This window comes from uncultured Aggregatibacter sp. (assembly GCF_938046485.1).
Lineage (GTDB): Bacteria > Pseudomonadota > Gammaproteobacteria > Enterobacterales > Pasteurellaceae > Aggregatibacter.
The window spans coordinates 1-23546 of the sequence record NZ_CALIWN010000011.1 but is presented as its reverse complement, the minus strand read 5'-3'; the positions used below and the strand labels follow the sequence as shown (position 1 = coordinate 23546).

Below are 23546 nucleotides of genomic sequence, written 5' to 3'. Positions count from 1 at the left end.
CTGTCTCTATTCTATGAGAATTTCTACCTAAAAACTGTTATCTTGATCAAAGATTCGAACATTCTTTCCAAAATTTTTATGACTCAAATGCCTAGAGAACAGTCTCAAGATCCATTGATGGCTTAATCCGTGATAAATGCCTTGTCGTTGAATATACGTAACGGCTGCATATCGCTATCGCCGACAATCACCCGAGTCGGGTCGGAACGCAAACAGCTCCCGGCATAATGTCCACCTACAGTAAAAGTGCATACCTGTACATATTGATCTTCTACTTTCGGCAAACACCAAAGTTGCTGGTAAATATTTTCCTGTTTATCAAAACGGCCGTTTGTACTGTCTAACACGGTTTTACATTCGCCAATGAGTTTCACATTATCCCCACGACGACCGGCAATTGGTTTTTGTGCATAGCCATTTTTAATTAATTCTGGTGTCAGTTCAAATCCCGCTTCCAACAAATAACGGTGATTTGGAAACAACGACCATAACACCGGCAAAATGGCTTTGTTACTTGGAATGGCTGTCCACAAAGGTTCATAAACCAGTACTTCCGGACGAAGTAACACGTCAATTAACCGCACTTTATCTTCCGGATAACCTGTACGAATCGGCGGAGCAACTTCACGCCCTGTCGCATCTTCACGTAATTGCTCCAACACGGTTTCCCACGCCCAGGTTTTCCATACGCTTTGAACGCGCTGATTTTCATCGTCTAATAATTGTCCGCGCGTATCCCAGTGGAGGCCTTCTGTGCCGTGAATAATCTTCGTTTTAAAACCGGCTTGTGTCAGGGCATCACGCATAAACAAGGCATGGTAATCTTCTTCAGCATCGTAATCCTGCATAATATGGACTAACGATGTCGCATGGCTGTGTTTCCATGTATCTGCCAATGCATTAAGTAAACCTTCGCTCGGATCATGCCCCGTAGTGAGTCCGGCTTGTGTTGCCCAACGTGGCAAGATTGCGCCCGCTTCAGCATGACAAGAGGCGGAATCAGCATTGTATTCATACACTTTCAAACCGCGCTCATCGAGACAGAAATCTAATCGTCCACTGATGGTTTGATAACGACGATTTTGCCAAGATAACCGCAGGCGAGGCCAAAGCAGTTTTGGGATGTTGAAATATTGCAATAAGTTATCGTCTTTGAGTACTTTGTCGGTGGCGTGCAAATACATGAGATGCAATTCATTTGTGGCGCGAATCAGTTCATGTTGTGCGCTTTCGGAAAGCGCAAAATAACGATATTGATCACCATGATTCACTCGATGTCCTTGCATTGCTTTGACGTAAGCTGCCTCTAACGGTTTTGTTTCATCCAGCCAGTTTGCTGAAAACTGCCCTTGATTCTCAATATGTTTTGCACAAATGTTGAGTTTATTCGGCGCCGGCATAGGTTGTGGCAGGCTAAATTCCTCGTTATCTGTTTGAATCATCCAACCAAGGATTTCTGTATCATCAAAGGTATCATATAAGCGATAGCCGTCCTCTGTTACCGTCATTGGCAATTCACGGGTCCATTGTTGACCGCTCGGCAGGCGGGAGTGAATCACATTTTGCTCCGCAATGCGTACTTTATCTGTCAGCACCTCGGTGATAATAGCCACATGGCCGGTGTGTTTGAACTCGCCACCTTCCTGCCAGATCAGCAACGCACCACATTCCGGTGCTCGCTTTCCGCCATTGGCAAAGGCTTGTAGCGGTAACAATGCGTCATTAACCACTTGGCGTAGAAAACGCAGGGAAAAAATTTCGTACGCCATACCAACATCGGTGAAGACCATGCCGTAATTGAGATAAAGATAGCGACGGGCGAATTCCACACATTGCCACTTATAGCCCATGTATTCGCCACCCAGGTAGCTACGAAAAGCGGCATCGTCAGGGTATTCCTGCGAATCTGCCGTATTATAGTCTGAAGAATAAATGGCAACGCCGCCGGGCGCATAACCCAACAAGCTGCCGAAAGGATCATGTGTTGTGATATTAGGAGAACGATCCGGCATAACAACTCCGAGAAAAGTAAATCAGACCAATAGTATAGATCTTTTCCCCTACCGCCCCAAGTGACGTTTTATACATTTTCGGTGGTTATCTTATCGGTCTAAACTTCGTATGGCTACGCTGTAAGATCTGCAGTAAATTCCGCTGCTCTGATGCGCCACATTGCTGTTTTAATTGCAACAAATTCATGCGTAAATGTTGCAGACGGTGAATATGTTTGGCAATGTCTTGAATATGTCGATCGAGTAATTGATTAATTTCGGTCTTTTGTTGCTCCGATGCAGTGTCCAAACTCAAGAGCAATTTGATTTCTTCTAGGGACATATCCAAAGATCGGCAATAACAAATAAATGACAAGCGCTGCAAATGTTCGTCCGTGTATAAACGGAAACCACCGGCAGAACGCAACGGGCGTGGCATGATGCCTTTTTGTTCATAAAATCGAATGGCATCTACACTACAGCCAACCGCTTTGGCTAACTTCCCTATTTTCATCCCATCTCCGTAAAAACACCTGAAAAAGACACCGCACTTTTATGACTCAGGACGAAATTCAGGGTTAATGTAAAAAATTAATTCGGTAATTTCCGGCAAATGCTGCTGAATAACGCCCAATAATGCCTGTTGGCGAAACAAAAAGCTTTGACGAACAATGGCATTGGCCACCTCAATACGCAAACTCTGTTGTTCAATATTGGCAATACGATACAGCCCGGCAAATTCCGCGGGAAAGAACGCTTTCATTTGCTGATTTAATTCATTCAATCGAACGCCTTTTTGCATCATTTTCGCCAATGGCGAATCTTGCAATAAAGTCTGAATATTGATTGGTTTTTGATAACGCATTACCTTGTTTTCCGCCTCTACGCCCTAATATTTATGACATTGTAGCGAAATTCCGCTACAATACCGACAATTTTTTGATAGTGAAATCCCTATGATTATTTCCAACAAAAGCAAACACAATTTTTGGTCGCGACTGCTTCTCGGCATGCTGGCGATTTTTGTTTTGCCCGCTACGCAGGAACTGAATTATCCGGCTGCTGTTGGTAGTGAAAACTATCAAAATACGCAACAGCAAAATGCGCCTCAAATTTTAACGGCGGTGTCTTTATTACAACAAACCCGCCAGCAACAATGTCAACCGCAACAGACCTTACCGGCAGTTGAAATTCTCTCGCAAAACGAACCGCACTTTACGCGTTCGCCTTTTATGCCTAACGCGCCAATTCGCGCTGGGCCAGCATTGATTTAACCTCGACTATCTAATTTACGCCATCGTTTAATATCATTAAACGATTTCATTTATCTGTTTTTAAAAAAGAAAGAATTATGCTTAGAACTATTGCAACTAAAATTTTTGGTAGCCGTAACGACCGTGTTTTGCGCCGCCTCAATAAAATCGTCGTTAAAATTAATAAACTTGAGCCGGAATACGAAGCGTTAAGCGATGAACAACTCAAAGCCAAAACGGCGGAATTCCGTGACCGTTTAGCACAAGGCGCAACCTTGGAAAGTTTAATACCGGAAGCATTCGCGACCGTGCGTGAAGCCAGTAAACGTGTGCTTGGCATGCGTCATTTCGACGTGCAACTTATCGGCGGTATGGTGCTTAACAGTCGTTGTATCGCGGAAATGCGTACCGGTGAAGGGAAAACCTTAACCGCGACGTTGCCATGCTATTTGAACGCGTTACCGGGCAAAGCCGTGCATGTGGTTACCGTGAATGACTATCTTGCCCGCCGAGATGCGGAAACCAACCGTCCATTATTCGAATTTTTAGGCCTGACTGTCGGCGTAAACGTGCCGGGCATGTCACCGGAAGAAAAACGCGCAGCATACGCAGCGGACATTACTTATGCCACTAATAGCGAGTTAGGTTTTGATTATTTGCGTGACAACTTGGCGCACGCCCCGCAAGAGCGTTTTCAAAAAGATCTCTACTATGCGTTAGTGGATGAAGTGGACTCCATATTAATTGACGAAGCGCGTACGCCGTTAATCATTTCCGGTCAGGCAGAAGACAGCTCCGAACTGTATATGGCTATCGACAAGTTGATTCCTGTCTTAATTAAACAAGACAAAGAAGATACCGAAGAATATCAAGGTACCGGCGATTACACGTTGGATTTAAAAACCAAACAAGCTTACTTGACCGAACGTGGGCAAGAAAAATGCGAACAATGGTTAATTGAACATGGATTCATGAAAGACACCGAATCCCTTTATTCACCGTCTAAAATTTCTTTGTTACACCACGTTATGGCGGCATTGCGCGCTCATACTTTATTTGAACGTGATGTGGATTACATTGTAAAAGATGGTGAGATTGTTATCGTCGATGAACACACCGGTCGTACGATGGCAGGTCGTCGTTGGTCGGACGGCTTACACCAAGCCATCGAAGCCAAAGAAGGGGTTCGCATTCAAAGCGAAAACCAAACTGTCGCCTCTATCACTTACCAAAACTATTTCCGTTTATACGAGAAATTAGCGGGAATGACCGGTACGGCAGATACAGAAGCCTTTGAATTCCAAAAAATCTACGGCTTAGAAACCGTCGTCATTCCGACCAATCGTCCAATGATCCGTGATGATCGCACTGATGTGATGTTTGAAACAGAAGAATACAAATTCAACGCCATTATTGAGGACATCAAAGATTGCGTGGCCCGTAACCAACCGGTGTTAGTGGGAACAATCTCTATTGAAAAATCTGAATTACTCTCGAATGCGTTAACCAAAGCGGGCATTAAACATAATGTGTTGAACGCCAAGTTCCACGCACAAGAAGCGGAAATCGTCGCTAATGCAGGGTATCCGGGAGCCGTCACTATCGCCACCAACATGGCGGGTCGTGGTACCGATATCGTGTTGGGAGGTAACTGGAAAGCGGAAGTGGATAAACTGGAAAATCCAACACCAGAGCAAATTGAGGCGATCAAAGCTGCATGGCAAGAACGTCATAACATCGTAAAACAAGCCGGAGGCTTGCATATTATCGGTACAGAACGCCACGAATCCCGCCGTATCGACAACCAGTTGCGCGGTCGTTCCGGTCGTCAAGGGGACCCGGGTTCTTCCCGTTTCTATTTGTCCTTAGACGATGCGTTAATGCGTATTTACCTCAATGAAGGCAAACTTAACATGATGCGCAAAGCTTTCAGCCAACCAGGCGAGGCCATGGAGTCTAAATTATTAGCGAAAGTGATTGCCTCTGCACAAGCCAAAGTGGAAGCGCATAACTTCGATGGGCGTAAAAACTTACTCGAATTTGATGATGTGGCAAATGACCAACGCCATGCAATTTATGAACAACGCAATGAATTGTTAGAAAATGACGATATTTCTGAAACTATCGATGTGATTCGTCAGGACGTCTTCAACAGCGTTATCGATCAATATATTCCGCCACAATCACTGGAAGAACAATGGGATGTGCCGGCATTGGAACAACGTTTAAAACAAGATTTCGCGCTGGATTTACCTATCACCAAATGGCTGGATGAAGACAATCATCTGCATGAAGAAACCTTGCGTGAGCGTATTATTCAAGCGGCTACTGATGAATATAAACGCAAAGAAGAATTGGCCGGCGCACAAACCATGCGCAATTTTGAAAAAGGCGTGATGTTACAAACCCTAGATGAACTTTGGAAAGAACATCTATCTGCCATGGATCACCTACGCCGTGGTATTCATTTACGCGGTTATGCACAAAAAGATCCGAAACAGGAATACAAAAAAGAGTCTTTCCAAATGTTTACCGAAATGTTGGATGCCTTGAAATTAAGCGTGGTCACCACCTTAAGCCGCGTCCAAGTGCGTACGCAAGAGGAAATGGAAGAAGCAGAACGTTTACGTCAAGAATTGGCTCAGCGCGAGGCAGCAGCAATGCAGTATCACAATGAAGAATCACAGGATGAACAAGGCGCTCAAAATGCAGTAGAAGAACACCATAAAATCGGGCGTAATGAACCTTGTCCATGTGGCTCAGGTAAAAAATACAAACATTGCCACGGCAGTCGTGCAGCGAAACACTAAAAGCCAATAAGTGGCACGATAAGGAGGGCGGTTTCATGGTCAATAAAAATGTCCATAGAAACTGTACCTCCTTTCTTTTTATTCGAAGAAAGGCGATGACACTTGAAACAGTTAATGCGTTTACTTTAGAAACGAAAAGCAGGATTAAAGCTAATTGAAAAAGAAATAGAGATAAGAGAGAATGGCGCACCCGAAAGGATTCGAACCTTTGACCGCTCGGTTCGTAGCCGAGTACTCTATCCAGCTGAGCTACGGGTGCGTAGTTGATGTTTAATTTGCTCAGACCATTTTAAACAATAGAGTCGATTTAAAATGGCGCACCCGAGAGGATTCGAACCTCTGACCGCTCGGTTCGTAGCCGAGTACTCTATCCAGCTGAGCTACGGGTGCGAGACAAATTAAACAAATGGCGGTGAGAGAGGGATTCGAACCCTCGATGGAGTTTTTGACCCCATACTCCCTTAGCAGGGGAGCGCCTTCAGCCTACTCGGCCATCTCACCACAATCGGTTTGTGGGCGGTATAATACGGATTTATAATAATAAGTCAAATTATTTTTTCCGAAAAGTGCTTGAAATCAAGTTAGTTGTGCGATTTCTCGACAACTTCAAGTATCACATTCACAGATTATTTCCCGCGTAAAATCGCCCGTAAATTAGCAATATGGCTTTGCGTTTTTGCCTGTTGCTGTTCGGCACTTAACGGCGGTTTATCCCGCTCCCACTGCAAATCGTTTTCCGGCAACTCCAGTAAGAATCGGCTGGGCTCAGGACGAATCAATTCGCCGAACTGGCGTCGTTCTTTGCACAAAGAAAACCACAGATTCTGCTGCGCACGCGTAATGCCCACATACGCCAAACGGCGTTCTTCCTCCACGTTGTCTTCGTCAATGCTAGTTTGATGCGGTAAAATGCCTTCTTCCATGCCGATTAAAAACACATGCGGAAATTCTAGCCCTTTGGAGGCATGAAGCGTCATTAATTGTACCTGATCGCTGTCATCTTCCTCTTCGCCGCGTTCTAACATATCGCGCAACGTTAAGCGGGTGACGATTTGGTTCAGATTCATCGGCTCATTAAATTCATCGCCTTTGAGCATATCAGCAACCCAATCAAACAACGTTGCCACGTTTTTGCTCTGCATTTCTGCCGCTTTTGGGCTGGTGGCGTATTCGTATAAGTATTCTTCATAATGTAACGAAGCAAGCATGGAACGCAGGGCGCATTCAGGTTCAGAACGTTGTATTTCGTCATTCAATTCGACAATCCAACGGGCGAATTTTTGCAACGCATCATAGGCTTTCGGGGTGACTCGTTGAATCAACTCAAAATCAAAAATCGCTTCAAATAAGCTAACGTGTTTTTCTTGTGCCAATGAACCCAATTTTTCCAGTGTTGCCGTACCGATTTCCCGTTTTGGCGTGTTCACAATGCGCAAAAACGCCGCATCATCATCTTGATTCACCACCAAACGCAAATACGCCATCATGTCCTTAATTTCCGCGCGGGAGAAAAAGGATGTACCACCGGAGATTTTGTATGGAATGCGGTTTTGCATCAGAATTTTTTCCAGCAAGCGCGATTGGTGGTTACCACGATACAAAATGGCATAATCACGATAATGGGTTTTCGCGATAAAACGGTGAGCAATGAGTTCGCCCACGACACGTTCTGCTTCATGTTCTTCGTTTTTCGCTTCAATAATTTGTAATTTTTCCCCTTCGCCTAAATTGGAAAAGAGTTTTTTGTCGAAAACATGATCATTGTTATCAATGAGGATATTGGCGCAATGCAAAATGCGTTGGCTGGAACGGTAATTTTGTTCCAGTTTAATCACCCGTAACGCCGGAAAATCATCGCGTAATCGCACCATATTCTGTGGTCGCGCACCACGCCAAGAATAAATAGACTGATCGTCGTCACCCACCACCGTGAAACGCGCACGATCACCTACCAACAACTTAATCAACTCATATTGGCTGGTATTGGTGTCTTGGTATTCATCCACCAACAGATAGCGAATTTTCTCCTGCCATTTTGACCGCACTTCTTCGTTTTGTTTGAACAGTAGGGTCGGCAACATAATCAAATCATCAAAATCCAAGGCATTGTAAGCGCGTAGCTGCTTGTTATAGCGGTCGTAACAATGAGCGAAGGTTTGTTCTTGCTTATCTCGCGCCAATGTCATCGCTTGTTGGGGGCTACATAAGTCATTCTTCCAGTTGGAAATGCGATTAATCAGCGTGCGTAGTAACTCTTTGTCTTCTTGCAATAGATCAGCGGTGAGCTCTTTTAACAACGCCATTTGATCATGTTCATCAAACAGCGTCATGTTCGCTTTAAAACCTAAGTGCTTGTATTCACGCTTAATAATGTCAAACCCGAGGGTGTGAAAGGTGGACACAATGAGCCCTTTGGAGGATTCCTTACCAATGGACTGTGCCACACGTTCTTTCATTTCACGTGCGGCTTTATTGGTGAAAGTGACGGCGGCGATTTGCTTTGGAAGATAACCGCACTTACCAATCAGGTGAGCAATTTTGTTGATGATGACGCGCGTTTTCCCAGAGCCTGCACCGGCTAAAACGAGGCAAGGGCCGGACACATATTCCACGGCTTGTTGTTGTTGCGGATTGAGTTTCATAGTCATTGATTATTCACTTTGCGACCAGACATAAGGCAAAAGTGCCGTATCCAACAGAAAAGACAAGGGCACATCCAAAATCGGTAAGCCCCAGCGCTTTGCCATCTCGAAATCGTATTTGGTGCCGGCATAGGCGCGATAAGGCTCTGTTGGATCCACCAGTTTTACCACAGTGCCACAGGCGCTGGTGGTGAAAAGTGCGGTCGAAAAAAACAGTGTTTTTAGGGGTTGAAATTTCATAAGCAGGCGAATTTTACACCAAATAGGAAAGGATAGGGCAAGGTTTCCGTAAGATTGCGCAGGCAAAAAAATTGCGCCGTTGGTTTTCCTTCGGCGCAATCTCTTTAAAATGCATTCAAATTAGAAACGATAGGTCGCGCTTGTGCTGAATGTATTACCTTTAATGTTCGTGCTTTCAAAGCGATGACCGGTGCGTAAATATTCAACGCCAAGTTCAAAGTTCGGCACAACAGCGGCTTTCACGCCGGCACCGAAACCATAACCTAAGTTCGTGTCGCTGGCACTGTAGCTGCCATCGTGAGCATATTTTTTAAATTTCACCACTTCGCCACTGAGTTTCGCATAAGGCAAAATAGACGGTGCGACTTTATAACCTAGCAAATAGCCTACGCCTAAACGTCCTCGTTGTTCAAATCGGCCATAAGCGTTGTCTTGTAATTTGGAATCATGTGCTTTCAATTTTCCTTCCACGATACCCACGACATTTTCATCAAGTTGGAAACCGTAATCAACGATAGCATCAATATTGGCAATACGTTTTGCACCTTCATATTTTGTTGTGCCCACGCCAACCCCAATACCTAAATCGGTGAAATTAACATCGGAGGCGATTGCCGTTGTTGATACGATAGCCGCGCTAAGCGCTAAAAGTGTGAATTTTTTCATAAGATCCTCTGCTGGATTGTGTTAAAAACGACCTGAGTATAGGCATTTTCACCGTCAGGATCAAGATCCATCAGCGGTTTCACCGATCAGACAAGACAAAGTGCGGTATGTTTTTTCGGTGTTTTTTAATCCCTTTTTTCAGGGGGATTTCCCCATGCGCCCTTGGCCGATTTTCGCTATAATGCGACAACATTTTATCAACATCATGAGATGATTATGGCTCAAATTGCTACAAATCCCCTTGTCCTCGTGGACGGTTCTTCTTATTTATACCGCGCCTTTCACGCTTTCCCTCCGCTGACCAACTCCAACGGTGAACCGACAGGCGCCATGTATGGTGTGCTGAATATGTTGAAAAGCTTGATTTCACAGGTGCAGCCAAGCCATATTGCGGTGGTGTTTGATGCCAAAGGCAAAACCTTCCGCGATGAAATGTTTGAGCAATATAAATCCCATCGTCCGCCGATGCCGGACGATCTGCGTAAACAAATCCAGCCTTTGCACGACATGATTCGTGCCTTGGGGATTCCGCTGCTGGTGGTGGAAGGTGTTGAAGCGGACGATGTCATCGGCACGTTGGCCCGCCAGGCGTCGCAAAATGGGCAGAAGGTGCTGATCAGTACCGGCGACAAAGACATGGCACAGCTGGTGGATGACAACATTATGTTGATTAATACCATGAACAACAGCCTGCTAGATCGCGCGGGGGTGATTGAAAAATACGGTATTCCGCCGGAGTTAATTATTGATTATCTGGCATTGATGGGCGACAGCTCCGACAACATTCCCGGCGTATCGGGCGTAGGCGAAAAAACAGCATTAGGACTTTTACAGGGCATCGGCAGCATGGCTCAAATTTATGCCAATCTGGATAAAGTCGCCGAGTTGCCGATTCGTGGTGCGAAGAAACTCGGTGAAAAATTGCTTGCTGAAAAAGACATGGCAGATTTGTCCTATGCGTTGGCAACCATCAAAACCGACGTGGCATTGGCATTTTCCCCGCAAGAACTTACGCTTGGTGACAGCAATAATGACGCATTAATTGAATATTTCGGGCGGTATGAATTTAAACGCTGGTTAGGCGAAGTGATGAACGGCACCAATTCTGTAACGCAACCGACGCAATCAGTGAAAATTAATCACTATCAAGCGACGCCGGCAGTCAACACCGATGAAAGTGCGGTTGAAAATGCCGTTAAATTTAACATTGACCGCAGTCGCTATGAAAATATTCTAGCTGAAGAGGATTTAGCCCGCTGGGTGGAAAAATTGAGTGCCGAGAAACTGATTGCGGTGGATACGGAAACCGACGGGCTAGATTATATGTCTGCTAATTTGGTCGGCGTGTCTTTTGCGTTAGAAAATGGCGAAGCGGCGTATTTACCGTTGCATTTGGATTATCTCGGTGCGCCAAAAACGCTCGAAAAAAGCACCGCACTTGCTGCCCTCAAACCCATTTTAGAGAACTCAAATATCGGTAAAATCGGGCAGAATCTCAAGTTTGATATGACTATTTTCGCCCGCAACGGCATTGAATTACGGGGCATTGAATTCGACACCATGTTGCTTTCTTACACCTTGGACAGCACCGGTCGACACAACATGGACGACTTAGCGAAGCGTTATCTCGGCCACCAAACCATCGGCTTTGAAGACATTGCCGGCAAAGGGAAAAATCAGCTGACATTCAACCAAATCCCACTAGAGCAAGCAGGCGAATACGCGGCGGAAGATGCCGATGTGACCATGAAATTGCAACAAGTGTTGTGGGAAAAACTTCAGTCGCAACCCAGTTTGGTGGAACTCTATCAGTCCATCGAATTGCCGTTGCTCGGCGTGTTATCGCGCATGGAGCGTTGTGGCGTGCTGATTGATTCTGATGCGCTGTTCTTGCAGTCCAACGAAATTACCGAAAGATTGACCGCACTTGAAATGCAGGCGCACGAACTGGCAGGACAACCGTTCAATTTGGCGTCCACGAAACAGTTGCAAGAAATTCTGTTCGATAAACTTGGCTTGCCGGTGTTACAAAAAACCCCGAAAGGCGCGCCATCCACCAATGAAGACGTGTTGGAGGAACTGGCGTACAGCCACGAATTGCCGAAAGTGTTGGTGGAACATCGCGGTTTGAGCAAACTGAAATCCACGTACACCGACAAATTGCCGCAAATGGTGAACCCGCAAACCGGGCGCGTACACACCTCTTATCATCAAGCCGTGACGGCAACAGGGCGGCTTTCTTCCAGTGATCCGAATTTGCAGAATATTCCTATTCGTAACGAGGAAGGCCGCCGCATTCGCCAAGCCTTTATTGCCCGTGACGGTTATAAAATTATTGCCGCCGACTATTCCCAAATCGAGCTGCGCATTATGGCGCATTTGTCCAACGACGCAGGTTTGATTAACGCGTTCGCACAAGGTAAAGACATTCACCGCTCCACCGCGGCGGAGATTTTTGGTTTGCCGTTGGAACAGGTGACGAGCGAACAGCGTCGCAATGCGAAGGCCATTAACTTCGGTCTGATTTACGGTATGTCCTCTTTCGGGCTTTCCCGTCAGCTTGGGATTTCCCGCGCAGATGCGCAACGCTACATGGATTTGTATTTCCAACGTTACCCGGGCGTGCAAACCTTTATGCACGACATCCGTGAGAAGGCGAAAGCGCAGGGCTATGTGGAAACCTTATTCGGACGCCGTTTGTATTTGCCGGAAATCAATTCTTCCAATGCTATGCGTCGCAAAGGCGCGGAAAGGGTAGCGATTAACGCACCGATGCAAGGTACCGCCGCCGATATCATCAAACGCGCCATGATTAAATTGGATGAAATCACGCGCGATGATCCGGATATTCACATGATCATGCAGGTGCACGATGAATTGGTATTTGAAGTGCGGTCAGAAAAAATCGCGTTTTTTAGCGATCTCATCAAACAGCACATGGAAGCCGCCGCCGAACTTGTGGTACCATTGATTGTGGATGTCGGCGTGGGCGAGAATTGGGACGAAGCCCACTAATGTTAAGGAGAGAGCATGGCACACAAAATTATCCGTAGCGCAGATTTTACCGCCACCCGTGCTTGGGGCGGTTTGGATATTGCTGAAATGAATGGCATCAGCGTGCGGTTACATTGGACGGATGAGCCTTATAAATGGCATATCAATGATGGCGAGGAAGTTTTTGCGGTGATGGACGGCGTAGTGGAAATGCACTACAAAGAGCGTGGCGAAGCCAAGAGCGTATTGCTCGAAACCGGTGATATCTTCTACGCCGGCATCGGCACCGAACACGTTGCCCACCCGCAAGGCGAAGCACGGATTTTGGTGATTGAAAAGGCGGGAAGTATTTGATTAATAAAGAACTTAACTGTTGCAAAAGAAAGAATCAGAATTATATAATTTTTATGCAATATCAAAACTATGTTCCCCGGGAATTTTTATGCCCGGATGAAAATTTATTAAAAATAATACCGCATAGAAATTGCTTCAATGCGGTGTTGTTTTGTGATGTAACAAGTAACAAATTACAATAAAACCTTTCTTGTATCAATCTAACCGACTTTAGCTCCGCACTACACTTAGGACAAAAGCCCTATATTCTTCTAAATTATATATAAAGTTAAAAATAGTAAAATTTGCACTTAAGTTCTAGTCTGAAATGAACTAATAAATGTAATTAATGCTGATTTTTGTTGTTCAGATAGCCCAACAATCATACTTAACAGCACTTCATCTAACATTGTTTTTTGAGTCTCATCGTTCACGCCATAACGCAACCATTCTGGTTTAACCATCAACCATTTTGACAATGTTTCTATTTTATCCATTGATGGAATTGCTAACCCATTGAGCCATTTATACACTGCTTGTTGTGTTACTGGCTCATTAGGATGTTGTAAATTAAATTTAGTGGCGATTTCACTCGTTTTTAAATTCTGCATAGCCATTGCAGAAAGAGCTAGTTTTAAGCGGGTGCTAAATTTTTCTTTTTCAGTTAATATTTTCATCACGAAAATCATTATGACGAAAGTTAAAAAGAACTTGTAAACCAAACTGGTTTTTATATAAACTGTATCAGTTTAAAATATTAACTGTTTCAGTTTTAGGTCTCATCTATGCATCACTTTGGTTTTCCTTTAGAAGTCATTATTGTTTTCTTCTCTGTCGTCCTTTTCTCCGTTTATATTGATCTGATTTCTCATCGTCACAGTAAAGAAATCACTGTAAAAAATGCCGCACTTTGGTCAATCTTTTGGATTTCATTGGCATTGGCGTTCTACATTTATCTTTATTTCCGTTTTGAGCCAGAGTGGGCTGATCTCTATCTTGCCGGATATGTACTCGAAAAAAGCTTATCAATTGATAATTTAATGGTTTTTGTTGCAATCTTTGCATCTTTTGGAATTAAAGATCATCTTCAACATCGAATTCTTTATTGGGGTATTTTAGGCGCATTGATTTTCCGAGCTATTTTCGTTGTGATTGGAACAGGATTATTTGCCGCAAGTCCTTGGATTGGATTTATCTTTGCTGCTTTTGTACTTTGGAGTGGCTGGAAAATGTTACGAGGCGGAGATGATAATGAAGAAGAGATCGAAGACTATACTCATCACTGGAGTGTTCGTTTGGTAGGGAAAATAATGCCTGTTTTCCCAAAACTAGTGCAAGAAAAATTCTTTGTAAAACATAACGAATTAAATGCAGATCAAATAGTTTCCGTTACTCGTCAAGGTTTTCGTTACGCAACGCCTGCATTTTTATGTTTAATGGCTATTGAAACATCTGATGTAGCATTTGCCTTTGACTCAGTACCTGCTGTTATTGCTGTTACTCAAGAACCATTACTCGTTTATGCTGCAATGATTTTCGCGATTCTAGGATTACGTAGTCTCTATTTTATTCTTGCTGCACTCACAAAATACCTAGTTCATCTCGAAAAAGCGGTCATTGCCTTATTGTTCTTTATTGGTATCAAAATGGGAATCCAATCTTGGAATCACGCGGTATTTGATACAGGCATTCATATTTCTGCCAATGTTAGTCTTTATATTGTATTAGGAGTTTTATTTATTGGCGTTGTGGCTTCGTTTATTTTTCCTGAAAAAGAAGAAGGATAATTCAATGAATGTAAAGAAATTGATTTTTCTGACCGCTTGTTTTTCCACAACAAATGTTTTAGCAAACCAACACTATATAGCTCCACCAACATCATCTACGCATGGGCATGTTCCAGTAATTAGTGATGAAATGGAACAACAATGCGTTGAAATCTACAACCAAGCGAAATGGTTAGGTGATGCGCTTCAAAATACTTATGTTGATCAATACTCTGCGGCTTCCGTAAGTGCGTATAACCAGCAAGTTGCACAACATTCACAAATGATTGCTTGGTTTAATCAAAATTGTGCAGGTAAACAATCTTATTCAGCTTGTAAAGCCGCAATGGAATTAAACCGTAAAAATGGTTTTCCAGCTCAAAATTGTTATTAGGGAGAAAAATTATGCGTCGTTTACCTGTTTATTTATTAGTTGATACTTCTGGCTCAATGATGGGGGAAGCCATTGAATCCGTGCGTAATGGTTTACAAATGCTAGTTTCCGCATTACGTCAAGATCCTTATGCGTTAGAAACGGCTTATCTATCTGTGATTACTTTTGATAGCAAAGCCAGACAAGTTACACCACTCACAGAGCTAATGAATTTCCAGCTTCCAACTATTGAAGCATCAGGCTTAACATCAATGGGCGAAGCATTAAGTTTACTTACAGATTGTATCAATCGCGAAGTACAAAAAGGTTCTGCGGAAATAAAAGGTGACTGGAAACCAGTTGTATTTTTACTTTCAGATGGTGTACCAACTGACAATTTGCAGAAAGGAATTAATGCATTAAAAACTGTGAAGACAGGGACTTTTGTCGCTTGTGCAGCTGGTGCCGGAGCTGATACCAACGTATTAAAACAAATTACAGAAAGCGTGGTGTCATTAGATACTGCTGATGCAAACTCAATTAAAGCCTTCTTTAAATGGGTTTCTGCGTCGATTTCTGTTTCAAGCCAAAAAGTCGATCTCAACAAAAAAGATGTGGGCGGATTAGGTGAATTACCGCCACCACCGGCAGAATTAAATATCGTTTTATAATTTAGGTTGTGTAGATATGTCTAGAAGACTACTCACTTATATTTGTATTGATACTTCAGGCTCAATGAAAGGTGAGCCTATTGAAGCAGTGAATGTCGGATTGCAATCACTGCTTTCTGCATTAAGACAAAATCCTTACGCACTTGAAAGTGTTTATCTTTCTATTTTCACTTTTGATATACAGATCAAAAATGTTTTGCCACTGACCGCACTTGAAAATGTGGTATTGCCAACGATTTCTTGCCCTGAAAGTGGGGCAACTTTTCTTGGAAAATTGCTAGAAGATATTGCCCAAGCAGTCAAAAAAGATCGCATTCTTGCAACACCTGATCAAAAAGGTGATTGGCGACCAATTTTAATCTTGCTTACCGATGGCAAACCTTCCGACACGCTCGCTTATAAGCAAGCTATTCTACAAATCAAAAGTCTAAATTTCGGCAATATTGTGGCTTGTGCCGCAGGCCCTAAGGCAGATCCGACTATCTTAAAGAAATTGACGGATACCGTTGTGTCATTAGATACGATGGATGCGAATAGTTTTGCTCAATTCTTCCAATGGGTATCTGCTTCCATAGCTCAAACCAGCGTTAGCGTGGGTGCGGTTGATAATAACGGCCTGCCACCGCCACCTGATGAAATTAATATCGTATTTTAGGAAATATTATGCGTCGCTTACCTGTTTATCTTGTTGTTGATATCTCTGAAAGTATGGCAGGCGAAAATCTTCGTCAAATGCAAGAAGGCATTAGCCGCTTAGTTAATCAACTTCGCCGTGATCCTTACGCGTTGGAATCTGTTTATCTTTCTGTGATCGCATTTGCAGGGGCTGCTGGTACACTTGCACCATTAACGGAATTAATGAGTTTTTACTCACCTCGTTTGCCAATTGGTTCTGGCACATCTATTGGTGCAGCACTTAATCATTTAATGGATTCCTTGGAAAAAGATATTGTGCGTAGTACTCCAGAGAAAAAAGGTGATTGGAAACCGCTGGTTTATCTAATGTCTGATGGCTCGCCAACAGATGATCCTGCACAAGCTATTTCTCGCTGGAAACACCATTTTCAAAATAAAGCGAAGCTAATCAATATCGGAATTGGAAAATTTGCTAATCTCAATACCCTAAGTGAGATCAGCGACTTAACCTATCGCCTTGATGATGACGATATTGAAAAAATTTACCGAGCTTTATGTGAATCTGTTGCTGATTCTATTTTAAGCCAAAGTCGTTCGTTAGGTGTGGAGTTACCTATTTCGCTAAATAAAGAAATTTTAGAAAGCGGTGCAATTTCTTTAATCAAAGAAAAAAATCAAGCGGTCGCCTTAGATGAAAATTATGCCATTATCGTGGGCAAATGCAGCAAAATGAAATTGCCTTATTTAATGAAATATGAACGCATCGAAAGCAGCCCATTGGACAATGTAATTTTCCAATATGTTGGCGTTTACCCTGCTGAAAAAGATTATGAAGATTGGTCTGATCATCGTCCAAATCATAGCAAAATCTCAACATCCCAACTTTGGGGTGGTGGCGGTTGTCCCCATTGTGGTGCTGCGTTTGGCTTGTGTATGTGCAACTGTGGTCAAATTTTCTGTGCCAATGGAGAAAAAGAAGTTGTCTGCCCTGGTTGTAATGAAACCTTATATTTCAATGATGAAGCTGATGACATTGATTTCGACATTAGTCGTGCAAGAGGCTAAAGATGAACGCAACAGAACAATTAGAAAAATTTAAATTGTGGCTCAATCAAGCCGATGAAAAATGGCTTGATGCTTTTGCAAGCCAAAATTTTACACTCATTACCCATCTTTCAGAAATGTGGCAACGCTTTCAAACATCTACAAATTCAACATTACTGGAAAATGATATGTTGATACTTCAACCAACAGAAATTACTCTGATACACAAAAAAGATCTCATTATTACGCTTCCAAATGCGAAGCAAGACGAGCCTTACACTTACTTAAAACCTGCCGACTTGCCTTTAGTTCAATCCATCAAAATAGAAAATGATATTGGATTAACTTGGAATATAGAAAACCAAACTTTGGAAGGTACTCCGACAAAGAGCGGTGAATTTTTAGTGACTTTTCAACTTGATGACGACTATTTAGCTCATACTACATTGTTTGTTAATCCAAATCCTAAATATTTATGGAAAAACATTCCTTCTGATCCTAAATCACGTTTTTGGAAACCGGATAGTGCGAATAAAAGAATCACAACAGAGAGTGGTCAATTAATTGCAGCTCGTATGCGTGGACGTACACATGCTATGAAAGGAACCTGCTGTGATGATGACTTTGCTATCGGTTATCACGAGAAGTCAAAAGTACATTTTCTAGCCGTGGCAGATGGAGCAGGGAGTGCGGAATTTTCTCGCCAAGGTTCAAAATTAGCCGTCAATGCAGCACAAGATAAAGTGTTTGAATTACTTAGCATTGAAGGCAAAGATTATCAGAAAATGGCTCAAAAAAATGAACAGGAGCTTGCTTACATCACCAAGGCGATTTTTAAAGAAGCTGTTCAAGCCGCTTATCTTGCGCAAGAAACGGAGGCTAGAGATGCAGTGATTGAACCAAAATCTCTTTCTTGCACATTGTTGCTAGCATTTACGTTACCTTTAATTGACGGCAAATGGTTTACTGCCTGTTATTGGGTGGGGGATGGCGCAATTGCAATTTTTGATCCAGCTACTCAAAACGTCAAATTATTAGGTGAAGTTGATTCTGGGCAATATTCTGGTGAAACACAATTTTTAACTTTAGGCGAAGCTAACGTTGAAAAAATCACGATGCGTATTTGCACGGATATTCGCGATTATCCACCCATTTTAATGTTAATGACAGATGGTGTTTCCGATCCTAAATTTCAGACTGATGCACAACTCAATACATTTGAAGCTTGGCAAACATTCTGGGAAGAATTGCATACGCCATTGCAAGCAGAAAAACCTGAAAAATCCTTGGAAAACTGGCTCGATTTCTTCTCAAAAGGTGAACATGATGATCGCACTTTAGCTGTTTTCATTCCTGAATCTGAATGGAAAGGCATTACTTATTCAGCTCAATATCAAGAAGAAATTCATACACCAATACAAGTGGTCGAAAATTCACAGCAAATTGTAAATGATCCAGAAAGAAACATTAATGTACCACAAAATGATAAAACAAAAGTGGTTTCGTTGAGCAAAGCGAGTGATGTCGTAATTCAAGAAAGGGAAAAGGATGAATAAGATCATTACACTCACCGCAACAAATGGCGAACAAATTCAATTTGTTGATGAAGTGAAAGCACAAGGGGGAATGAAAGATGTAATGTTTTCCCCCAATAAAGATTATGTCGTCGCTTTCTTTCGTGAACCTGCCGATCTTGCCACAAAAGAGCGGTTAGAAATGATAACTGGTACTTATCGTGAAAAGATCTTCAATCAGGAAGGTGGCGAATATCTGAAAAAATTATTCTGCTGGCCTACGGCAGTAGTGGAATATCAAGGCAAATTAGGCGTGGTTAGCCCTTTCTATCGTGATTGTTTTTTCTTCCAATATGGTAGCCGTAATAACGATATGTTAGGCATTAAAGGCAAAGATAAAGACGGTAAATGGTTCGCCAGTGCTTCTAATCGCAATAAGTTTCTTGACTCTCGAGAGTTAGGCGATTGGATGTTGCATTTGAAAGTCTGTTTGATGCTGGCTCGTGCCGTTCGCCGTATGCATATGGCTGGATTAAGTCATAGTGACTTAGGTTACAAAAACTGTTTAATCGACCCAACAACTGGTCAAGCGAGTTTGATTGATATTGACGGTTTAGTGGTACCAGGGAAACATCCGCCAACTGTTGTGGGAACGCCTGATTTTATTGCACCTGAAGTAGTGGCAACACAACATTTAGATAAAAACGATCCTAAGCGTAAGTTACCTAGCCGAACTACGGATTTACACGCATTAGCTGTTTTAATTTATATGTACTTACTTTATCGCCATCCACTTCGAGGCGATAAGGTTTTTGATATGAATGATAGCCAGCGTGATGAAGAATTAGGAATGGGAGAAAAGGCGTTATTCATTGAACACCCAACCGATCATTCTAATCGTATAAAAATAGGGAATGTTAAACCTAGCGAACAGCCTTGGAAAGACACACAAAAAATGCCTTATATCATTACTGGCCCTTATTTAAGCGAATTATTTAAACGCGCCTTTATTGACGGCTTGCATAATCCTATTGCTCGCCCAACAGCAGATGAATGGGAACAGGCATTAGTAAAAACAGTAGATTTGCTTCAGCCTTGTCAAAACGCTAATTGTGAACAGAAATGGTATGCTTTTGATAATTCTAAATCGCCTAAATGTCCGTTTTGTGGCACAGCACATCAAGGTAAATTACCCGTGTTAAATTTGTATTCTGCTGCACCAAATGGCCATTATCGCCCTGATAATCACAGAATTATGGTCTACAGCGGGCAATCACTTTTTAAATGGCACGCTGACAACCGCGTATTTCCTAATGAAAAATTGAAAGCCGAAGATGCTAAACGCGTTGGTTATTTCATTCAACATCAAGGAAATTGGTGGCTCGTGAATGAAAATCTGCCTGATATGGTAGATATAAATACTAAACAACTTATTCCTATTGGCGGAAAAGTGAAGCTTGAAGACAGCACAAAAATTCTTTTGAAAAAGGGCGAGGGTGGACGACTTATCGTTGTTCAAATAGCAGGTGTATAAGATTTATTAACCCAATAACAACTGGAGAACTATAAAATGGCAATTTCATTAACAAAAGGTCAAAATGTTTCATTAAGTAAAACCGATCCGAGTTTAAAAAATGTATTGGTTGGTTTAGGTTGGGATGCTCGTTCAACCGATGGGCAAGACTTTGACTTAGACGCAAGTGTATTTATGGCAACAGAAAACGCTAAAGTGCCTTCTGATAGCTATTTCATTTTCTATAATCAATTAGTTTCACCTTGTGGTGGTGTAGAACATACTGGGGATAACCTGACTGGAGACGGCGATGGTGATGATGAAAGCTTAATTGTTAGATTAGATAAAGTAGAAAGCAATATCAAATCACTTTTTATTACTGTAACTATTCACGATGCAGAAGCTCGTCGTCAAAATTTTGGTCAAGTCAACAATGCATTCGTACGTATTGTTAATAATGATACTGGTGATGAAATTGTTCGTTTTGATCTTTCTGAAGATTACAGTACAGAAACAGCCATGGTATTTGGTGAAATTTATCGCCATAACGGTGAATGGAAATTCCGTGCAATAGGCCAAGGTTATGCTGGCGGACTATATGCACTTTGCAAGCAATATGGAGTAAATGTGGGTTAATTGGAGTTACAAATGGTTTCACTAAGCAAAATTACGTTAGAGAAAAAAGGTGACTCTCATAAAATTGATCTATCAAAAGCTACAGATCAACAAATAACTATTAACTTAAACTGGACACAACAAAAACCAGTGGGCTTTTTTAGTAGTTTATTTGGAAAAACCAAAGAAATTGACTTAGATCTTGGTTGTTATTGGGAGTTACAGGATGGAACCGCATCTTTGATTGATGGTCTGCAATTTTCTAAAGGCCGTGGTGGCTCAAAAGAACGCTTAACTCGTCAAGGTTGCTATATACAAGCACCTTGGGTGTGGCACTGTGGTGATGATAGAAATGGAAGTTCATCTGAGGGGGAAAACATTTTAGTTAACCCCAAAGGGATTCGGGATTTACGCCGCTTAGTAATTTACTGTTTCATTTATGAAGGAGTAGCAAAATGGGCTGAATCTGATGCTATTGTTACTGTTAAAGTGCCAAATCAACCTGAAATCGTCGTTGAAATGGGTAAACAAACTGATCCTCGTACATTCTGCGCCATTGCAACTATTGATTTTGATGGAACTCAAATGTCAGTTCGAAAAGATATCAACTTCTTTAATGGGCACGCAGATTGTAGTAACTATTATGACTGGGGGTTTGAATTCTCAGCAGGATCTAAATAAATACTTTTAGAATATCCATACCAAGTAGGGTTAAAAATATCTATTTTTTAACCCTATTTTTTATATCTAAATCACATATCAATTAACTAAAAGTTCTTGGCGTATATATTCTAATTTCACCATGGTGGTTGGTCGCATTACTTAGCTTGATTACCGGTTATTATGTATATAAACATTTAACCAAACCGGTACCCAAATTAGTAACGCTTAAACCAAGAAAAACAGGTTTAGCCCATTTGTTATTTGAAAAACACTGGCGGACACAAAGTTATCAAGTGAGGTAATTTTCGTGTCCACCGCAACGTTTTGCTTTCCCAAGAGAGAAGTCATTGGCAAAAGTGCGGTAAAATTTAACCGTCTTTTATAGGGTTACAAGATGCAATAAACAAGGAGATCACCATGAAACTTTGGTATTCCACCACAAGTCCCTTTGTGCGCAAAGTGATGGCTGTGCTTAAATATCATAAATTGGACGAACAAATCGAATTGTTACGCGTGACATCCGCGTTCGATCCCAATTCGCCACATAACCAAGACAACCCGCTCGGACGCATTCCGGCGTTACAACTTGATAACGGAGAATGGTTGTTTGGTAGTCTATTAATCAGTGAATATTTAGATTCTATCGGACACAGTAAGTGTTTATTTCCACAAGGAGAACAACGCTGGCAGGTGCTGCAGGCGCATTCTTTGGTGGATGGCATTTTAGAAAATACCATTCCAATGCTTGCTGAACGCATGCTTCGCCCACAGGAAGAATGGTGGACGACACGGCATGAACAACTCACTGAACGTAATTGTCGTAGTTTTATTGAATTGGAAAAGTATCTGACAAAATTTGGTGAGCAGTTAAATATCGGTACGATAAGTGCCGTCTGTCTTATCGACTGGTGGGTATTTCGTCAAACTCAAATCGGGTTAGATTTAAACAAGTTCTCCCCAAATTTAGTAACTTGGGCAGCACGTATGAATCAGCATTATGATTTTTTAGCGGAGACCAAACCAAGATAAGACATCTAGGAAAATAACCGCACTTTTACGTTAAAAATACACCGACTTTACGCCACAAAAAACAAAGGGTCTGACATAACATCAGACCCTTTTTGATTTTACTCTGTTTCCAAGCCAAATATGACGAACAACTGTTTTTTTATGTTGCAAGGCGAGGGGGGCGAACGAAACATCATTGGTTCAAAGGTGATTTCAAGGTTCTCTGGAGACATCACACCATCATATCCATTTTATCAATTTATTTACGGCAAACCGTGCAAAACTCCGCCGACAAGGTAAGTAGGTGAGCGGCCATTTTCTCGACAAATTTTGCAAAGGTTTTATCCTCAAACAGCTGTGTCACTAGCCAAACAGATTTGGCTTTCTCTTTACACTCAGCGGTTAAATGTATAATTTTTTTCCCATTCACCCACCGCACTTCGCTAAACTCAATCCAGCCTTTTCCCTTACATTCCTTACCAAGGTTAAACAACGGCTGTTTAGGCAACAACCATTCATTACAAATCTACTTCAAGCGTATGCGCACCGACATTCGTAAAGTCAAAGCCTTGAAAGATGAGACTCTTAGGGTTCCATTTATCTTGTCTTATGATTTTTGCTCATTCTACTGATGATGGATTTGTTGATTGAAAAGCAAGTGCCTGTAGCGCTAGGTAATTTGTTGGGCGAGCAAACTTACCCCAAACTTAAACAGGCAAATATTAAAATCATTTGTCACCTTTCGAATCTGAATTTACCGGGCTCTTTACAAGCTCAAAATTTGGGCGCAGCACATAATAAACAGTTTTTTACT

22 protein-coding genes, 3 tRNA genes and 1 pseudogene are annotated in these 23546 nt (G+C 42.3%); 15 read left to right on the top strand and 11 right to left on the bottom strand.

Annotation, left to right across the window (positions count from 1 at the left end):
• Nucleotides 1-122: 122 nt before the first annotated feature.
• From gss to Q0203_RS01430, 3 genes are all read right to left on the bottom strand, one after another.
• Entirely contained in the window at nucleotides 123-2012 is a 1890-nt protein-coding gene (gss, locus tag Q0203_RS01440) for a bifunctional glutathionylspermidine amidase/synthase (RefSeq protein ID WP_297929029.1), read from the bottom strand.
• An 85-nt stretch (nucleotides 2013-2097) separates the two neighbouring features.
• Complete coding sequence (locus tag Q0203_RS01435) at nucleotides 2098-2505, bottom strand: MerR family transcriptional regulator (protein WP_297929027.1); 408 nt, start codon at nucleotides 2503-2505, stop codon at nucleotides 2098-2100.
• Nucleotides 2506-2544: 39 nt separating this feature from the next.
• On the bottom strand, nucleotides 2545-2856 hold the full coding sequence (locus Q0203_RS01430; protein ID WP_297929025.1) for a DciA family protein: 312 nt from the start codon (nucleotides 2854-2856) through the stop codon (nucleotides 2545-2547).
• A gap of 91 nt (nucleotides 2857-2947) precedes the next feature.
• Here Q0203_RS01430 and secM point away from each other — a divergent pair, with 91 nt between their 5' ends.
• The gene (gene secM / locus Q0203_RS01425) at nucleotides 2948-3265 is read left to right on the top strand and encodes a secA translation cis-regulator SecM (RefSeq protein WP_297929024.1); all 318 of its coding nucleotides are present in this window, start codon (nucleotides 2948-2950) and stop codon (nucleotides 3263-3265) included.
• Between the two features lie 77 nt (nucleotides 3266-3342).
• Nucleotides 3343-6054, top strand: a complete 2712-nt coding sequence (secA, locus tag Q0203_RS01420) for a preprotein translocase subunit SecA (protein ID WP_297929023.1) — start codon at nucleotides 3343-3345, stop codon at nucleotides 6052-6054.
• Between the two features lie 182 nt (nucleotides 6055-6236).
• On the opposite strand, the gene Q0203_RS01415 is transcribed toward secA, so the two are convergent.
• The 6 genes from Q0203_RS01415 to Q0203_RS01390 form a co-directional block, all read right to left on the bottom strand.
• A tRNA-Arg gene (locus Q0203_RS01415) sits at nucleotides 6237-6313 on the bottom strand.
• A gap of 54 nt (nucleotides 6314-6367) precedes the next feature.
• Nucleotides 6368-6444, bottom strand: a tRNA-Arg gene (locus Q0203_RS01410).
• Nucleotides 6445-6461: 17 nt separating this feature from the next.
• Nucleotides 6462-6555 (bottom strand) — tRNA-Ser (locus tag Q0203_RS01405).
• Nucleotides 6556-6680: 125 nt separating this feature from the next.
• A complete protein-coding gene (rep, locus tag Q0203_RS01400) occupies nucleotides 6681-8696 on the bottom strand; it encodes a DNA helicase Rep (RefSeq protein ID WP_297929031.1) in 2016 nt (671 codons plus the stop codon).
• A 9-nt stretch (nucleotides 8697-8705) separates the two neighbouring features.
• Nucleotides 8706-8936: a YceK/YidQ family lipoprotein gene (locus Q0203_RS01395; protein ID WP_021616033.1), complete on the bottom strand. Its 231-nt coding sequence runs from the start codon at nucleotides 8934-8936 to the stop codon at nucleotides 8706-8708.
• A 120-nt stretch (nucleotides 8937-9056) separates the two neighbouring features.
• Complete coding sequence (locus Q0203_RS01390) at nucleotides 9057-9602, bottom strand: porin family protein (protein ID WP_021616034.1); 546 nt, start codon at nucleotides 9600-9602, stop codon at nucleotides 9057-9059.
• Between the two features lie 216 nt (nucleotides 9603-9818).
• Here Q0203_RS01390 and polA point away from each other — a divergent pair, with 216 nt between their 5' ends.
• Both polA and Q0203_RS01380 read left to right on the top strand, forming a co-directional pair.
• Entirely contained in the window at nucleotides 9819-12617 is a 2799-nt protein-coding gene (gene polA / locus Q0203_RS01385; RefSeq protein ID WP_297929021.1) for a DNA polymerase I, read from the top strand.
• Nucleotides 12618-12632: 15 nt separating this feature from the next.
• Nucleotides 12633-12950: a cupin gene (locus Q0203_RS01380; protein WP_295975448.1), complete on the top strand. Its 318-nt coding sequence runs from the start codon at nucleotides 12633-12635 to the stop codon at nucleotides 12948-12950.
• Between the two features lie 290 nt (nucleotides 12951-13240).
• Here Q0203_RS01380 and Q0203_RS01375 read toward each other — a convergent pair whose 3' ends face one another.
• Nucleotides 13241-13606, bottom strand: a complete 366-nt coding sequence (locus Q0203_RS01375; protein ID WP_297929020.1) for a transcriptional regulator — start codon at nucleotides 13604-13606, stop codon at nucleotides 13241-13243.
• 108 nt (nucleotides 13607-13714) lie between these two features.
• On the opposite strand from Q0203_RS01375, the gene Q0203_RS01370 reads away from it, so the two are divergent.
• The 11 genes and pseudogenes from Q0203_RS01370 to Q0203_RS01320 all read left to right on the top strand — a co-directional run bounded on the left by Q0203_RS01370 (nucleotide 13715) and on the right by Q0203_RS01320 (nucleotide 22753).
• On the top strand, nucleotides 13715-14716 hold the full coding sequence (locus Q0203_RS01370) for a TerC/Alx family metal homeostasis membrane protein (protein ID WP_297929019.1): 1002 nt from the start codon (nucleotides 13715-13717) through the stop codon (nucleotides 14714-14716).
• A gap of 4 nt (nucleotides 14717-14720) precedes the next feature.
• Entirely contained in the window at nucleotides 14721-15089 is a 369-nt protein-coding gene (locus tag Q0203_RS01365) for a hypothetical protein (protein ID WP_297929017.1), read from the top strand.
• 11 nt (nucleotides 15090-15100) lie between these two features.
• Complete coding sequence (locus Q0203_RS01360; protein WP_297929016.1) at nucleotides 15101-15739, top strand: VWA domain-containing protein; 639 nt, start codon at nucleotides 15101-15103, stop codon at nucleotides 15737-15739.
• A 16-nt stretch (nucleotides 15740-15755) separates the two neighbouring features.
• Entirely contained in the window at nucleotides 15756-16394 is a 639-nt protein-coding gene (locus tag Q0203_RS01355) for a VWA domain-containing protein (protein ID WP_297929015.1), read from the top strand.
• A gap of 8 nt (nucleotides 16395-16402) precedes the next feature.
• Entirely contained in the window at nucleotides 16403-17440 is a 1038-nt protein-coding gene (locus tag Q0203_RS01350) for a TerY-C metal binding domain-containing protein (RefSeq protein WP_297929014.1), read from the top strand.
• Between the two features lie 2 nt (nucleotides 17441-17442).
• A complete protein-coding gene (locus tag Q0203_RS01345; RefSeq protein ID WP_297929012.1) occupies nucleotides 17443-18975 on the top strand; it encodes a PP2C family serine/threonine-protein phosphatase in 1533 nt (510 codons plus the stop codon).
• A complete protein-coding gene (locus tag Q0203_RS01340; protein ID WP_297929010.1) occupies nucleotides 18968-20467 on the top strand; it encodes a kinase in 1500 nt (499 codons plus the stop codon). The genes Q0203_RS01345 and Q0203_RS01340 overlap by 8 nt, the downstream gene beginning before the upstream one ends.
• Nucleotides 20468-20503: 36 nt before the next feature.
• Nucleotides 20504-21082, top strand: a complete 579-nt coding sequence (locus Q0203_RS01335) for a TerD family protein (protein WP_297929009.1) — start codon at nucleotides 20504-20506, stop codon at nucleotides 21080-21082.
• A 12-nt stretch (nucleotides 21083-21094) separates the two neighbouring features.
• Entirely contained in the window at nucleotides 21095-21742 is a 648-nt protein-coding gene (locus Q0203_RS01330; protein ID WP_297929008.1) for a stress protein, read from the top strand.
• 113 nt (nucleotides 21743-21855) lie between these two features.
• Nucleotides 21856-21999, top strand: a pseudogene (locus tag Q0203_RS01325) (YeeE/YedE family protein); the annotation flags it as partial.
• A 142-nt stretch (nucleotides 22000-22141) separates the two neighbouring features.
• Nucleotides 22142-22753 carry a glutathione S-transferase gene (locus Q0203_RS01320; protein ID WP_297929006.1) on the top strand — a complete coding sequence of 204 codons (612 nt, stop codon included), beginning with the start codon at nucleotides 22142-22144 and terminating at the stop codon, nucleotides 22751-22753.
• Between the two features lie 238 nt (nucleotides 22754-22991).
• Here Q0203_RS01320 and Q0203_RS01315 read toward each other — a convergent pair whose 3' ends face one another.
• Nucleotides 22992-23243, bottom strand: a complete 252-nt coding sequence (locus Q0203_RS01315; RefSeq protein ID WP_297929003.1) for a hypothetical protein — start codon at nucleotides 23241-23243, stop codon at nucleotides 22992-22994.
• Between the last annotated feature and the right edge of the window lie 303 nt (nucleotides 23244-23546).

Bases quoted from the DNA above. Each gene is read 5' to 3' on its own strand.
- Q0203_RS01370 (WP_297929019.1), top strand. From the start codon at position 13,715: ATGCATCACTTTGGTTTTCCTTTAGAAGTCATTATTGTTTTCTTCTCT.
- Q0203_RS01430 (WP_297929025.1), bottom strand. From the start codon at position 2,856: ATGCGTTATCAAAAACCAATCAATATTCAGACTTTATTGCAAGATTCG.
- rep (WP_297929031.1), bottom strand. From the start codon at position 8,696: ATGAAACTCAATCCGCAACAACAACAAGCCGTGGAATATGTGTCCGGC.
- secM (WP_297929024.1), top strand. From the start codon at position 2,948: ATGATTATTTCCAACAAAAGCAAACACAATTTTTGGTCGCGACTGCTT.
- Q0203_RS01365 (WP_297929017.1), top strand. From the start codon at position 14,721: ATGAATGTAAAGAAATTGATTTTTCTGACCGCTTGTTTTTCCACAACA.
- secA (WP_297929023.1), top strand. From the start codon at position 3,343: ATGCTTAGAACTATTGCAACTAAAATTTTTGGTAGCCGTAACGACCGT.
- Q0203_RS01435 (WP_297929027.1), bottom strand. From the start codon at position 2,505: ATGAAAATAGGGAAGTTAGCCAAAGCGGTTGGCTGTAGTGTAGATGCC.
- gss (WP_297929029.1), bottom strand. From the start codon at position 2,012: ATGCCGGATCGTTCTCCTAATATCACAACACATGATCCTTTCGGCAGC.
- Q0203_RS01330 (WP_297929008.1), top strand. From the start codon at position 21,095: ATGGTTTCACTAAGCAAAATTACGTTAGAGAAAAAAGGTGACTCTCAT.
- Q0203_RS01375 (WP_297929020.1), bottom strand. From the start codon at position 13,606: ATGAAAATATTAACTGAAAAAGAAAAATTTAGCACCCGCTTAAAACTA.
- Q0203_RS01355 (WP_297929015.1), top strand. From the start codon at position 15,756: ATGTCTAGAAGACTACTCACTTATATTTGTATTGATACTTCAGGCTCA.
- polA (WP_297929021.1), top strand. From the start codon at position 9,819: ATGGCTCAAATTGCTACAAATCCCCTTGTCCTCGTGGACGGTTCTTCT.
- Q0203_RS01380 (WP_295975448.1), top strand. From the start codon at position 12,633: ATGGCACACAAAATTATCCGTAGCGCAGATTTTACCGCCACCCGTGCT.
- Q0203_RS01340 (WP_297929010.1), top strand. From the start codon at position 18,968: ATGAATAAGATCATTACACTCACCGCAACAAATGGCGAACAAATTCAA.
- Q0203_RS01335 (WP_297929009.1), top strand. From the start codon at position 20,504: ATGGCAATTTCATTAACAAAAGGTCAAAATGTTTCATTAAGTAAAACC.
- Q0203_RS01395 (WP_021616033.1), bottom strand. From the start codon at position 8,936: ATGAAATTTCAACCCCTAAAAACACTGTTTTTTTCGACCGCACTTTTC.
- Q0203_RS01345 (WP_297929012.1), top strand. From the start codon at position 17,443: ATGAACGCAACAGAACAATTAGAAAAATTTAAATTGTGGCTCAATCAA.
- Q0203_RS01360 (WP_297929016.1), top strand. From the start codon at position 15,101: ATGCGTCGTTTACCTGTTTATTTATTAGTTGATACTTCTGGCTCAATG.
- Q0203_RS01390 (WP_021616034.1), bottom strand. From the start codon at position 9,602: ATGAAAAAATTCACACTTTTAGCGCTTAGCGCGGCTATCGTATCAACA.
- Q0203_RS01350 (WP_297929014.1), top strand. From the start codon at position 16,403: ATGCGTCGCTTACCTGTTTATCTTGTTGTTGATATCTCTGAAAGTATG.
- Q0203_RS01320 (WP_297929006.1), top strand. From the start codon at position 22,142: ATGAAACTTTGGTATTCCACCACAAGTCCCTTTGTGCGCAAAGTGATG.